The following is a 13,798-nucleotide window of genomic DNA, read 5'->3' on the forward strand; positions in this document are numbered from 1 at the left end:
AACCCCCTCGGGAATGACGCGGCGACCGACGCCGGCGTCAGTGACCCGGTGAGCCTCCCATGTCCGAACTGAGGAGCGACTCAGTCTGGGGGTGGATTCCGGGTGGTCCCTTCGGATGAGGCTCCACCCTGAGCTGCGCTGGGTGCCGGTTCCGGCGCGCTGGGTGACGATCCGTCCTCATCGGACGGTCCGTCTTCGTCGCCGGTCTTCGTGGTGCCGTTCACGTCCTCGGCGCGCGGGCGCCGCAGCGGCATCGTCGAACGCTCCCACAGCTTGCGTCCTTCTTCCGTGCGCAGCCGCTCGGAAGCGCGTTCCATCTCCAGCCGGCGCCACTTGCGGCGCTGCCGCCGGGTCGCCTTCGCCGGCCACAGCTCCTGGAGCGCGCTGTTGAAGTAGGCGCCGCCGACCACGGCCAGCCCGATGAAGAACATCAGCAGCAGGAACGCGATCGGCGCGGCCAGCGCGCCGTAGGTGTAGCCGGTCTTGGTGATCCAGTTCAGGTAGACGCGCAGGCCGACCGAGGAGAGCAGGAACACGACCATGGCCAGCACCGCGCCCGGCAGCCCGCGGTGCCACGGCAGCTTCCGCGGCAGCGCGAGCTTGTACAGCGTCGTCAGCGCGAGGGTGATCATCGCGCCGAGCGCCGGGAAGTACAGCGCGCTCACCCACGACGTCACGGTCGGGCCCCACTGCGTGGGGAAGAACTCCGGCAGCAGGTCCGGGCCGATCGCCAGCAGCGGCAGCCCGACCACCAGGATCACCAGGCCGCACAGGTAGAGCAGCAGGGCGAAGATCCGCTGCCAGACGTCGTTGCGGACGCCGTACTGGTCGTGCGCGACGGTGATCGCGTCCACGAACGACGACATCGCCGACGAGCCGGCCCACAGCGAGATGAGGAAGCCGATCGAGACGATCTCGCCCTTGCCGACGGTGAGGATGCTGTTCACCGTCGGTTCGATGATGTCCTGGACGGCGTTGGCGCTGAAGACCGTCCGGCAGAAGCCGATGATCCGGTCGTGCACCTGCGCGACGACGTCCTGGCCGAACCACTCGCCGACGAAGCCGAGGCTGCCGAGCAGGCCCAGGAGCAGCGGCGGCAGCGAGAGCGTCTGCCAGAAGGCCGCCTCCGCGGCCTCCGAGAAGATGTTGCCCTCCCACGCCTTGCCGAGCGTGCGCGTGACGAGGCGCCACGGCCCCTTGCGGGCCACCTTCGCCGTTTCAGGCGGCTGAACCTCACCCATGTCGGTGTCCAGCATGGTCCATCCGTGGAGATTTGGCTCGTCACCACCCCTGCACCCGGGCGTGTCGGGTGACATCACCCGTGCCGGTGCCCGGAACCGTCGGACCCGGCCGGTAGACTCGCCGGAGTGCCCTCACCGCTGCAGCCAGACCGGTCGTTACTGCCGAAGTCGGTACCACAGTGAGGGTTTTCGCACGTCAAAGCACTTGAGCGGCAGTTGAGCGAGGGGGGACCGGCATGACGGGGACGCAGCTCGGAGCGCCTCCCGCGGAGAAGGACTCGACCGCGCGCCCGCTGCGGGCGTGGCAGCGGCGGGCACTGACCAAGTACCTGACGACGGGCCCCAAGGACTTCCTCGCGGTGGCGACACCCGGCGCCGGCAAGACCGTGTTCGGCCTGCGGATCGCGGCGGAACTGCTGTCGGACCGCACGATCGAGGCCGTCAGCATCGTCACCCCGACCGAGCACCTGAAGCACCAGTGGGCCTCGGCGGCGGCCGCGGCCGGGATCCAGATCGACTCGAACTTCCGCAACACCACCGGCGTCACGTCGTCGGACTACAACGGCGTCGCGCTGACGTACGCGCAGGTCGCGGCCCACCCGACGCTGCACCGGGTGCGCACCGAAAACCGCAAGACGCTGGTCATCCTCGACGAGATCCACCACGGCGGTGACGCGAAGTCCTGGGGTGACGCCATCCGTGAGGCCTTCACCCCGGCCGTGCGGCGCCTGTGCCTGACCGGGACGCCCTTCCGGTCCGACGACTCGGCCATCCCGTTCGTCACCTACGAGCCGGACGCCGGCGGCTTCCAGCGCAGCAAGTCCGACCACTCGTACGGCTACGCCGACGCGCTGGCCGACGGCGTGGTCCGGCCGGTCGTCTTCCTCGCCTACTCGGGTGAGGCCTCCTGGCGCACCAGCGCGGGGGAGGAGTTCACGGCGCGGCTCGGCGAGCCGCTGACGGCGGAGCAGAACGCCCGCGCGTGGCGCACGGCCCTCGACCCGGCGGGCGAGTGGATCCCGGCGGTGCTGCACGCGGCCGACACCCGGTTGTCGCAGGTGCGCCAGAGCGTGCCGGACGCGGGCGGCCTGGTCATCGCCACCGACCAGGAGTCGGCGCGCGCGTACGCGAAGATCCTGGAGCGGCTCTCGGGGGAGATGCCGACGCTGGTGCTGTCGGACGATCCGAAGGCCTCGGGCCGGATCAAGGAGTTCTCCGAGACCAACGAGCGCTGGATCGTGGCCGTGCGGATGGTCTCCGAAGGCGTCGACGTCCCGCGGCTGGCCGTCGGGGTGTACGCCACGAGCGCGTCGACCCCGCTGTTCTTCGCCCAGGCGATCGGCCGCTACGTGCGAGCGCGGAAGAAGGGGGAGACGGCGAGCGTCTTCCTGCCGTCGGTGCCGGTGCTGCTGGAGCTGGCGAGCGAGCTGGAGGCGCAGCGCGACCACGTGCTGGGCAAGCCCCACCGCGAGCAGGAGGGCTGGGAAGACGAGCTCCTCGCCCAGGCCAACCGCACCGAGGACGAGCCGGGCGAGGAGGAGAAGGCGTTTACCTCGCTGGGCGCCTCGGCCGAGCTGGACCAGGTCATCTACGACGGCAACTCCTTCGGCACGGCGGTCTTCTCGGGCTCCGACGAGGAGCAGGAGTACCTCGGCCTGCCGGGCCTGCTGGAGCCGGACCAGGTCCGCGCGCTGCTGCGCAAGCGGCAGGAAGAGCAGATCTCGGACGAGAAGCGCCGCAAGCCCAAGGCCGAGGAGGCGGCCCCGCCGCCCGCCCGGTCCCAGTCGGTGAGCGAGCGCCTCGGGGCGTTGCGCAAGGAGCTGAACGCGCTGGTCGGCATGTACCACCACCGCACGAAGAAGCCGCACGGCGCGATCCACAACGAGCTGCGCCGGGTCTGCGGCGGCCCGCCGACCGCGATGGCGACGATGGAGCAGCTGGAAGAGCGGATCGTGACGCTCCGATCCTGGTGACCTCCGGCGCGACCTGGTGCCGCGGCGGGTCGTGAGCGTGCGGTTCCAACCGGACCGCACACTCGCGACCCCGGCCGGGGTGGCTTCCGCGTGACCGGCCCGGTCGCCGGCTTTGCCGTCCGCCGGGGGCACCCCCAGGCCCGCGGCGCTGCCGGCGAGCTCCTGGGTGACCTTGTGCGGGCTGGTGAACGTGCCGCGGCCGCGCCGGCGGACCGAGGTGCATCCGGCCCGACCGGTCGCGTCGAGAGCCGCCGCGCCCGCCCCCACCCGTCAGCCGCTGTCCTGGCCGCCGGCCCGGCAGCTCCGTCAGGGCCGTTCCCGACCCCTTCGCAGGTCAGCCGACCGGTCCCGGCCGCGTCGGACCCCGATCGCCGCGTTCACCCCGTGGTGCGCCTCTCGAACCCCGCCGATGTCGCCCGAGAGGCTGAAGTTCGCCGTCACCGTCCGTTCCCGGTTTCGCCCCGGTCACCCCTGTGACGCTGTGTACAAGCCTGTCACCGGCGCCCTGCCCGTCCGTCCCCGGCCGGAAGGGCGGTTCGGGCAGTCCGCCCGAAAGGTTTCGCAAGTCGGCGACCAGGCGTGGGCGTGGTCGGTGGGATCACCACCACTTCGCGGCCGCCCACGCTCGGTGGCCGGAGGATCCGGCGGCCGGTCTACTTCACGCCGTCAAGAAACCTGGATGTAACACACGGTGAGTACTGGCGATCACATCGTCAGCGGATCTACTCTTTCCGGGCGACGGTCAGCCTGTGTTGCCGAACCGTGTCCAATTGGTGTCATTTAATCGATCCAGCTATCTTCCCCGCGGCCGCTCAGCGGCATATGTTGTCGCCCACAACATATGCGCGACGGTGCGCCGGGACTCTCCGGATCACCGCCTCGCAAGGCCCGAGTCAGGGAGTCCGCCGGAGTCCGGTGGAGTTCCTCGAGGGCCGTTCACCACAACGCTTGGATCCGGAAGGAACGAGGATGCGCAGCAGAACCCTTACCCTCCTCGCCGCCACGGTGAGCACCGGCCTGGTGCTCTCCGCTTGCGGTGCAAACAGTTCGGACAGCGGGGGCACGGGGAGCAGCTCCGCCTCCTCGTCCGCCCCGGCCGCCGCCGGCGGTGCCTCCGGCAAGGTCGGAGTCATCCTGCCGGAGACCGCCAGCTCGGCGCGCTGGGAAGCCTTCGACAAGCCGATGCTGCAGGCCGCTCTCACGGCGCAGGGCTTCGAGGCCGACATCCAGAACGCCCAGGGTGACGCCCAGAAGTTCACCACCCTGGCCGACGGCTTCATCAGCTCCGGTGTCAAGGCCCTGATCATCGCCCCGTCCGACCCGGCCGTCGGTGCCGCCGTCGAGGCGAAGGCGAAGGGCGCCGGCATCCCGGTCATCGACTACGACCGGCCGAGCCTCGGCGGGTCCGCCGACTACTACGTCTCGTTCGACAACGAGAAGGTCGGCCAGCTGCAGGGCCAGGGCCTCGCGGACAAGCTGAAGGCGACCCCGGGCGCGCAGGTCATCCAGATCGAGGGTGCCCCGACCGACAACAACGCGACGCTGTTCACCAAGGGCCAGGACTCCGTCCTCGCGCCCCTGTTCGCGAACAACACGCTGAAGCTGGTCCAGAAGCAGCCGATCAACGACTGGGACAACCAGCTCGGCGGCACGACCTTCGAGCAGATCCTGCAGGGCAACGGCGGCAAGGTCGACGGCGTCGTCGCGGCGAACGACGGCCTGGCCGGCGCGGTCATCACGATCCTCAAGAAGAACGGCCTCAACGGCAAGGTCCCGGTCACGGGCCAGGACGCCACCGCGGACGGCCTCATGGCCATCATGCGCGGCGACCAGTACCTGACCATCTTCAAGCCGATCAAGGAAGAGGCCGAGGCCACCGCCAAGCTGGCCGCCGCCCTGGTCAAGGGTGACACCGCCGGTGCGGACGCGATCGCGACGGGCAAGCTCCACGACCCGAAGAACAACCGCGACATCAAGTCCGTGCTGCTCACGCCGACCCTGATCCTGGAGAAGGACATCAAGACCGTCGTGACCCAGGGCTACGTCAAGGCGACCGAGATCTGCGGTGGCGACCTCGCCGCCAAGTGCAGCTCGCTCGGCATCTCCTGAGCCGTAGGCAGTAGTACCCATGAACAGCCGGGCCGGGACGCGCACCCCGACGGCGCGCCCCGGCCCGGTCCCCACTCCTCGCTTGCCGATCGGCGGAGCGGCGGCACAGGGCATAAGAAATTCGGAGACATGCCATCCATGAGTGAGCCCATCCTCGAGATCAAGGGCCTGAACAAGAGCTTCGGCCCCGTCCACGTCCTCCACGACGTGGACTTCGACGTGCGCGCGGGCGAAGTGACCGCCCTGGTCGGCGACAACGGCGCCGGCAAGTCGACCCTCGTCAAGTGCATCGCCGGCATCCACCCGTACGACTCGGGGGCCGTGCGGTTCAACGGCGAGGACGCCCACATCCGCGGCCCGCGCGACGCGGCGGACCTCGGCATCGAGATCGTCTACCAGGACCTCGCGCTGGCCGACAACCTCGACATCGTCCAGAACATGTTCCTCGGCCGTGAGCGCGGGAGCAGCTGGAAGCTGGACGAAGCCAGCATGGAGAAGGCCGCTCGCGAGACGCTGGCCTCCCTGTCGGTGCGCACCGTGAAGTCGGTCCGGACGCCGGTTTCCTCGCTGTCCGGTGGTCAGCGCCAGACCGTGGCCATCGCCAAGTCGGTGCTGTGGAACAGCAAGGTCGTCGTGCTGGACGAGCCGACCGCCGCCCTCGGCGTCGCGCAGACCCGGCAGGTGCTGGACCTGGTCCGCCGGCTGGCCGAGCAGGGCCTCGGCGTCGTGCTGATCAGCCACAACATGGCCGACGTGTTCGAGGTCGCCGACCGCATCTCGGTGCTGTACCTCGGCCGCCTCGTCGCCGAGGTGCACACGAAGGACGTCAGCCACGGCCAGGTCGTGGAACTGATCACCGCGGGTCGCTCCGGCGACCTCGGCCTGGCCCGGCCCGAAGCCGTGGTCCTGTGAGCGGGAAGAAAGAACCGGAAATGACTGAAACCCCTGCCAAGCACGAAGTCGGCACCCCCGCCGACGCGCTCGCGCAGACCCAGAACCCCACCGCGGCGATCACCGACTTCGGCATCGACACGACATCGATGTCAACAGGCGAAGCGCTTCGTGACTACTTCGCCCGCATCCGGGCCGGTGAACTCGGCTCGCTGCCGTCGCTGTTCGGCCTGCTCGTGCTGGTGATCCTGTTCAGCGCGCTGTCGGACAACTTCTTCACGCTGGCCAACATCGCCAACGTGTTCCCGCAGGGCGCGGGCGTGATCATCATCGCGATGGGCATCGTCTTCGTGCTGCTGCTCGGCGAGATCGACCTCGCCGCCGGTGTGGCTTCGGGCACCGCCGCGTCGGTGATGGCCCTGCACTACGTGCACGCCGGAAACCTGCTGGGCACCTTGGGCTCCGGCGTGTTCATCACGTTCATCGCGGTCCTCGCCGTGGCCATGCTGCTGTCGGCCTACCAGCGGATCTGGGCCGGCGCCGCGCTGTCACTGGTCGGCCTGCTGCTCGTCGCGGTCGGCGTCCCGGCCAACGCCTGGCTCGAGATCCTGCTGGCCATCTGCGTCGGCACCGCGATCGGCTGCATCACCGGCTTCCTCGTCTCGAAGATCGGCATGCCGTCCTTCGTCGTGACGCTGGCGCTGTTCATCGTGTGGCAGGGCGTCCTGCTGCAGTTCATCGGTGAAGGCGGCACGATCGGCATCACCAACTCGGACATCCTGTACAAGATCTCCAACGGCAACCTGAACATCCTCGGCAGCTGGATCTTCTTCCTCGTCGCCGCGGGCGGGTTCGCCGTGATCACGCTGATCAGCCACTTCAAGCGGCTCCAGCGCGGCCTGGTCGTGCAGCCGACGGCGCTGGTGCTGGTCAAGGTCGGCGCGCTCGTCGTGCTGTCGGCGCTGGGCACCTGGCTGCTGACGATCAACCGCTCGCCGAACAAGGCCGTCGTCACGATCGAGGGCGTCCCGTACGTCATCCCGATCATGCTGGTGCTGCTGGTGGCCGGGACCTACGTGCTCAACCGGACCAAGTACGGCCGGTACGTCTACGCGGTCGGCGGCAACAAGGAAGCCGCCCGCCGCGCCGGTATCGACGTGCCGAAGATCCGGGCGAGCGTGTTCATCATCGGCTCGGCGGTCGCGGCCATCGGCGGCATCGTCGCCGCGTCGAAGGTCGGTTCGGTCAGCCCGCAGTCCGGTGGCCTCAACACGCTGCTGTACTCGGTCGGCGCGGCCGTCATCGGCGGCACGTCGCTGTTCGGCGGCAAGGGCCGGGTGGCCGACGCGGTCGTCGGTGGCCTGGTCATCGCGGTGGTCATCAACGGCCTGGGCCTGCTCAAGCAGCCGGCCGCGGTGGTCAACATCATCACCGGCCTGGTCCTCCTGCTCGCCGCCACGGTCGACGCGCTGTCGCGGCGCCGCGCGGCTGCGTCGACGCGCTGAACCAGCATGGGATGATCAAGCCCGTGTCCAGCTCACCCGTCGCACGACCGGACGAGGTGCGTCGGCACAACCGCACGACCCTGCTCCGCCTGCTGCACGTCGGCGGGCCGAGCACCCGGGCGACCCTGGCCGCGGAGCTGGGGCTCAACCGGAGCACGATCAAGACCCTCGTCGACGGGCTGGCGGAAGCCGGTGTCGTCGAAGAGAAGGTGCCGAGGCCGGGACGAGGGGCGGGCCGCCCCTCGCTCCTGGTCCTGCCCCAGCCGCACGCGGCGGTCGTGCTCGCGGTCGACCTGCAGGTCGAGCACGTCGCGATCGCCCTCGTGGGGCTGGGCGGCCAGATCCTGGGCCGCAACAGCTGGAACCTGCGGGGCCGGATGAACCGGCCGGAAGAGGTCATCACCCACGTCATCGAGTCGACGGCCGTGCTGGCCGGCGACCTCGACGTGACCCCGGTGGCGGTCGGGGTGTCGGTGCCGGGCGTCGTCCGGCGCGCGGACGGCTACGTGCACGAAGCCCCGAACCTGCGCTGGACCGACGTCGCGCTCGGCGAACGGCTGCGCGGGGTCCTGCAGATCCCGATCCTGGTCGGCAACGACGCCGAGCTCGGCGCGGTCGCCGAACACCTGCGCGGCGCGGCCCGCGGGTCGTCCGACATGGTCTACATCTCGGCGGACGTCGGCGTCGGCGGCGGCGTGATCGCCGAAGGCGCGGCCCTGCGGGGCGGCGCGGGCTACGTCGGCGAGATCGGGCACATGGTGATCCGGCCGGGCGGGCGGGCCTGCTACTGCGGCAGCAGCGGCTGCTGGGAGACCGAGGTCGGCGAGGCCGCGCTGTGCCGGGCGCTCGGGCTGGCCGAGGACACCCCGCGCGGCGCGATCCTGTTCGAGCTGCGCGAGCTCGGCCGGGACCCCGAAGCGGCGCTGACGCGGCTCGCGGAGTTCGCCGAGTGGCTGACCCTCGGGCTGATCAACGTCGTCAACCTGCTCGGGCCGCAGCTGGTGATCCTCGGCGACCTGCTGACGGTGCTGCCGGAGGCGGTCCTGCGGCACGTCGGCTCGGAGGTGCGCCGGCGCAGCCTGGTGAGCCGGGCGGTCGGCGGCACGCGGATCGTCAGCTCGGCGCTGGGCGCCGACGTGAAGCTGCTGGGCGCCGCCGAAGTCGCGTTCGAAGTCGTTCTGGATTCTGTCTGATTTCTTGTCCGGTTCCGTGTCCGGAATCACGGCATTCCGAGGCCTGTTCGTGATTTCGGTGCGGCAATCGGCAAGTTGCAACTGTGCCGGTCGAAGAATACGAAGGCGGCCAGTGCCTGTGCGCACTGGCCGCCTTCGTGTGTCTAGGTCGTTACCGCTGGATGTCGGCGGACAGTTCCTTGAGCTTGGCCTCGTGCTCGCGGGCGTGGTGCCCGCAGAAGAGAAGCTCGCCGCCCTTGAGGACAGCGCGTACCTGAGCTGCGGCCCCGCACCGGTCACAGCGGTCGAGGGCGGTCAGTTCGGGGCGGGTGAGCGTCGGCGTTGTCATGGGGGTCTCCCTCCGTCCCGGCACCGGTCGCCCGGTGCCATCGATCCAGCTACGCCCACTTCGGACTGATGTCGGCTACGGCGATCGTCTCCGGCTCCGCGGTGTTCGTGCTTCCACTCTTCCAGACGTTTCGCGGCCCGCAAGTGTTCCCGCGCCGGTGGGACCCGAGTCACGTCGATTTACCCCGGATGCCGTAGCGGGATCCCGCAATGCAGGAGTCGATTACCCGGAGAGTCACATTTTCCGTGGTCAGGCACCATGGAGTCGTGAGTGCACCGACGTCGGCCCGGAAGGTTTCCGCGGTACCCGCCCCGCTGTTGTTCGTTCTCAGCGGAATTTCCATGTACGCCGGAGCGGCCATCGCGGTCGATCTTTTCGGCCACGCGACGCCGGCCGGGGTGGCCTGGCTGCGGTGCCTGGGCGCGGCGGTGGTGCTGCTGGCCTGGCGACGGCCGCCGCGCGTGGCCTGGCGCGGGCGCCGGCTGCTGCTGGCGTGCGCCTTCGGGATCGTGACGGCGGGCATGAACGTGCTCTTCTACGAGGCGATCGCCCGCCTGCCGCTGGGCACGGTCGTGGCGCTGGAGTTCGCCGGGCCCGTCGTGGTGGCGGCCGCCGGCTCCCGCACCCGGCGGGACGTCGCGGCCCTGCTGCTGGTGGCCGCCGGGGTGGTGGCGATCGCCGACGTCCAGCTGTCCGGGAGCGCCCTGGGCGTGCTGTTCGCCCTGGGCGCGGCGGCCGCGTGGGCGGGCTACATCCTGCTCGGCAAGCGCGTCGCGAGCGACGGCGACGGCATCGACAGCCTGGCGATCGGCTTCGCCGTGGCGACGGTCGTGCTCTCGCCCCTGGCGTTCGGCACGGGAGAAGTGTGGTCTTCGCCACGCATGCTCCTGCTCGGCATCGGGGTGGGCGTGCTGTCGACGGTGGTGCCGTACGCGCTCGACCAGGTCGTGTTGCGCAGGCTGGGCCAGGCCCGGTTCGCGGTCCTCCTGGCCCTGCTCCCGGTGACGGCGGGCGTGATGGGCTTCCTGCTGCTGCGCCAGGTGCCGAGCCTGCCGGAGGCGCTGGGGACGCTGGCGGTGGTCGCCGGCGTGGCGCTACGGCGACGTGAGGCGCCTTCGCGGCCGTCCCCCGAGCCGCCGGGCTAGGTTGCCGGCATGCGCATCAAGCACCAGGTCGTCACGTTCGACGCGGCGGACCTCGCGGCCGAGAGCCGGTTCTGGGCGGGCGTCCTCGGCGGCGAGGTCGAGGAGGACGGCGACTGGCACATGGTGCTGGTGGACGGCGCCCCGCGGATCGGCGTCCAGCTGGCCCCGGACCACACGCCGCCGCAGTGGCCGGACGGCCCGGCGAAGCAGCAGGTGCACCTCGACCTGTGGGTCGAGGACTTCCCGGAGGCGCACGAGCAGGTCATGGCCCTGGGCGCCACGGTGCTGAAAGAGGCGGCGGGCAGCACGACCGGCGACGACTTCCAGGTGTACGCCGACCCGGCGGGCCACCCGTTCTGCCTCTGCTGGCCGGCGACCGCGCAGCCCGGCTTGGCCGAGTTGAGCTGAGCGGCTCGGCTGAGTTGGGCGGCTTGGCTTGGCTGAGCGGCTCAGCTTGGGTGAGTTGGGCGGCCTGGCTTGGCTGAGTTGCGCGGCTCGGCTTGGGTGAGTTGGGCGGCCTGGCTTGGCTGAGCGGCTCGGCTTGGGTGAGTTGGGCGGCCTGGCTTGGCTGAGTTGCGCGGCTCCGCCTGGGTGAGTTGTGGGGCTCGGCTTGGCTGGGCAGCGCGGCCTGGCTTGGCTGTGCGGCCTGCGTGGCTGCGCGGCCTGGCTGAGCACTCGCCCCGGCTGAACCGCTCGGCCGGGGTTGTCCACAGGCGGCCCGACATGTGGGTAACCGGCCCTCGTTCGCCGGGTTTCCGGCTTCTCGTCGGACACCCCCGATACGCTGGAAGCGGGGCCGACCCCCCGGAGAGGGTGGGGGCCGCCCTGGTGGGGGTGTGCCGGCGGGCCGCTCGGAAAGAGGTCTGCTCGGCGGTGCTGGTGGACGGCTCGCTCCGGTGGGGCCTCCTCTGCCGGGGAGCCGGATCGTGCTGGCCGTGGCCGTGGCGGGCCGGGATACTGGGGACGGCCCGGCCGGACGGGGTGTCGAGGAGGTCGTCGCCGCACGCCGGTGGCGCTACTGACGGGACTTTTGAGGGATCGATGTCTTCGGGGATCGACGGCGGGCAGCTCGACCTGTCCGGGGTGCGGTGGCTGCCGGGCGGGGCCCGGCTGGCCGCGGTGGCCCAGGCGGAGCTGCCGCAGAAGGACGGGCTGGCCGCGGCGTTCTGCGGCCTCGCGGCGCTGCGCGCGGCCGGGGTCGACGTGCCCGACCAGGACGCCGTCGCGGCGGCCGCGGGCACCGTGCGCGGGCCGGCGGTACGCCCGCCGGGCGAGCCGGGGCGGGCCGATTTCCGGTTGCCGCCGAGAGTCGTGCGTGATCCGGTCACGGCGGGCACCCGGGCTTCGGCGCTGGCGACGGCCGTGGGGGCGTTGTCCGGCGGCGCCCTGACGGCGGTACCGGCGACGGGGGAGTGGACCACCGGCTCGCTGTTCGACCTGCTGGCCGGGTTGTGGGACCTGCCGCGCGTCGCGGTGATCGCCCGGATCGACGGCGCGGAACTCGGAGCCGACGACACCCCGGAACGAGCGCTGCTCGACTACCTCGACACCGGCGTCCCGCCACTGTGGACGTCGCGCTGGCGCCCGCCCGGTGGCCACTTCGTGCTCCTGGCGGGCATCCGGATCGGCGCCGAGGGGACGCTGGTGTCCGTTGTGGACACTTACCCGTCCTTGGGGGACAACGGGATCCACGACCAGCCGGTGGAATGGCTCACCGCGGCGCTGGCCGGGCTGGGGGTCCTGCTGGTCGTCGACGCGGACCGCGCCGCGGTGGCCCGAGAGGCGGTCCGCGTGGCGAACCTCACTCCGTCGTTCTGGGACTGACCTCGGGATCACGGCCGGCGTTCTCCGGCGCGAAGCGGGAGTGACGGCGGCCGTAGGTGAAGTAGATGACCAGGCCGAGCGCCAGCCAGACCGCGAACCGGATCCACGTCAGCACGTTCAGGTTGAGCATCAGGTAGAAGCACGCCAGCGCCGCGACGATCGGGATCACCGGCGAGAACGGCACGGTGAACGGCCGGTCGAGGTCGGGCCGCCGGCGGCGCAGCACCGGGACGGCCACCGCGACGATGATCATCGCCGACAGCGCGCCGATGCTCACCATGTCGGCCAGCTCGGCGATCGGGATGAACGCGGCCAGCACCGCGATCAGCACCGCGCCGCCGATGGTCATCCGGTGCGGGGTGCCCCACTTCGGGTGCGCGGTGCCGAGCTTCTTGGGCAGCAGGCCGTCGCGGCCCATCGCGAAGCCGATCCGGCCGATCGTGACCAGCTCGACCATCATCACCGACGTGAGACCGGTCACCGCGCCGAGCGAGATCAGCGCGCCGACCCAGTGCTGGCCGACCTTGTCGAACGCGTCGGCCAGCGGCGCGCCGGTGTCGATGTCGGTGAACGGGATCATCCCGGTCAGGACGATCGAGACGCCGATGTAGAGCACCGCGCAGACGACCAGCGCGCCGAGGATGCCGACCCGCAGGTCCTTCTTCGGGTTCAGCGTCTCCTCGCCGAGGTTCGCGAGCGCTTCGAAGCCGGTGTAGGCGAAGAAGACCACGGCGGCGGCGGTGATCATGCCGGCGATGCCGTACACGGACTGCTCCAGCCCGAGCGCCGCCTGCACGATCGGCTGCTCCAGCACGCTCGACCCGCCCTCGGGCGGCTTGGCCGCCGGGATGAACGGCGTCAGGTTCGAGCCCTTGACGAAGAACAGGCCCACGCCGAGGACCAGGACGCAGACCGCGACCTTCACGCACACCAGCAGGTTCGTCAGCCAGGCCGACTCCTTGATCCCCATCACGGCGACCACGGTGAGCACCGCGATGATGAGGACGGCGCCGACGTTGACCTTCGCGTCCTCGCCGAACCACTCCGGCGACAGGCCGAGCAGGTTCGCCAGGTAGCCGGACCAGCCGCGGGCGACCACGGCGGCGCCGAGCGCGAACTCGAGCAGCAGGTCCCAGCCGATGATCCAGGCGAAGATCTCGCCGAGGGTGGCGAAGGCGTAGGTGTAGGCGCTGCCCGCCGTCGGGACGCTCGACGCGAGCTCGGCGTAACAGAGCGCCGCGAGCCCGGCGACGACGGCGCCGAGCACGAACGACAGCGTCACCGCCGGCCCGGCGTGCGTCTTCGCCTCGACGCCCGCGAGCGTGAAGATGCCGGTCCCGATGATGATCCCGATGCCGAACCCGATCAGGTCGCGCCCGCGCAACCGCCGCTTGAGCTCACCCGAGTCCTGGCGTTTCAGGACCTCGTCCACGTTCAACGTCCTCCGCACACCCATGAGGAGAAGTTAGAAGGTCACGAGCCGTTTCGCAGATCGGCCGGAATTCACCTTCGACGGCGTCGAGTGATGTCGGCTGGCGCAGATGGCGCGAACGGCCGGGCACCGGAATGCTGTGCCAGTGCCCCACGAG

11 protein-coding genes are annotated in these 13,798 nt (G+C 70.7%); 8 read left to right on the forward strand and 3 right to left on the reverse strand.

Annotation, left to right across the window (positions count from 1 at the left end):
* Positions 1 to 80 precede the first annotated feature (80 nt).
* Positions 81 to 1,241, reverse strand: a complete 1,161-nt coding sequence (locus tag OHS18_RS44660) for a YihY/virulence factor BrkB family protein (RefSeq protein WP_328618686.1) — start codon at positions 1,239 to 1,241, stop codon at positions 81 to 83.
* Between the two features lie 236 nt (positions 1,242 to 1,477).
* On the opposite strand from OHS18_RS44660, the gene OHS18_RS44665 reads away from it, so the two are divergent.
* From OHS18_RS44665 to OHS18_RS44685, 5 genes are all read left to right on the forward strand, one after another.
* Positions 1,478 to 3,214, forward strand: coding sequence for a DEAD/DEAH box helicase (locus OHS18_RS44665; protein ID WP_328458786.1), 1,737 nt, complete (start codon positions 1,478 to 1,480; stop codon positions 3,212 to 3,214).
* 969 nt (positions 3,215 to 4,183) lie between these two features.
* Entirely contained in the window at positions 4,184 to 5,323 is a 1,140-nt protein-coding gene (locus tag OHS18_RS44670; RefSeq protein ID WP_328458784.1) for a sugar ABC transporter substrate-binding protein, read from the forward strand.
* 138 nt (positions 5,324 to 5,461) lie between these two features.
* Complete coding sequence (locus OHS18_RS44675) at positions 5,462 to 6,235, forward strand: ATP-binding cassette domain-containing protein (protein ID WP_328458781.1); 774 nt, start codon at positions 5,462 to 5,464, stop codon at positions 6,233 to 6,235.
* A gap of 20 nt (positions 6,236 to 6,255) precedes the next feature.
* On the forward strand, positions 6,256 to 7,719 hold the full coding sequence (locus OHS18_RS44680; protein WP_328458779.1) for a sugar ABC transporter permease: 1,464 nt from the start codon (positions 6,256 to 6,258) through the stop codon (positions 7,717 to 7,719).
* 11 nt (positions 7,720 to 7,730) lie between these two features.
* Positions 7,731 to 8,912 (forward strand): ROK family transcriptional regulator, encoded by a 1,182-nt coding sequence (locus OHS18_RS44685; protein WP_328614877.1) that lies wholly within the window; start codon positions 7,731 to 7,733, stop codon positions 8,910 to 8,912.
* Between the two features lie 151 nt (positions 8,913 to 9,063).
* Here OHS18_RS44685 and OHS18_RS44690 read toward each other — a convergent pair whose 3' ends face one another.
* Positions 9,064 to 9,240: a DUF7455 domain-containing protein gene (locus OHS18_RS44690; RefSeq protein ID WP_247063514.1), complete on the reverse strand. Its 177-nt coding sequence runs from the start codon at positions 9,238 to 9,240 to the stop codon at positions 9,064 to 9,066.
* Between the two features lie 341 nt (positions 9,241 to 9,581).
* Here OHS18_RS44690 and OHS18_RS44695 point away from each other — a divergent pair, with 341 nt between their 5' ends.
* From OHS18_RS44695 to OHS18_RS44705, 3 genes are all read left to right on the forward strand, one after another.
* Positions 9,582 to 10,385 (forward strand): EamA family transporter, encoded by an 804-nt coding sequence (locus OHS18_RS44695; protein ID WP_328614878.1) that lies wholly within the window; start codon positions 9,582 to 9,584, stop codon positions 10,383 to 10,385.
* A 9-nt stretch (positions 10,386 to 10,394) separates the two neighbouring features.
* Positions 10,395 to 10,793, forward strand: coding sequence for a VOC family protein (locus OHS18_RS44700; RefSeq protein WP_328614879.1), 399 nt, complete (start codon positions 10,395 to 10,397; stop codon positions 10,791 to 10,793).
* 633 nt (positions 10,794 to 11,426) lie between these two features.
* A complete protein-coding gene (locus tag OHS18_RS44705) occupies positions 11,427 to 12,209 on the forward strand; it encodes a DUF6885 family protein (protein WP_328614880.1) in 783 nt (260 codons plus the stop codon).
* Here OHS18_RS44705 and OHS18_RS44710 read toward each other — a convergent pair.
* Entirely contained in the window at positions 12,187 to 13,641 is a 1,455-nt protein-coding gene (locus OHS18_RS44710; protein WP_328459000.1) for an amino acid permease, read from the reverse strand. The two genes, OHS18_RS44705 and OHS18_RS44710, sit on opposite strands and share 23 nt — an antisense overlap.
* Positions 13,642 to 13,798: the final 157 nt, after the last annotated feature.

Origin of the sequence: Amycolatopsis sp. NBC_00355, assembly GCF_036104975.1 — a bacterium.
In the GTDB taxonomy this organism is placed as follows: Bacteria; Actinomycetota; Actinomycetes; order Mycobacteriales; family Pseudonocardiaceae; genus Amycolatopsis.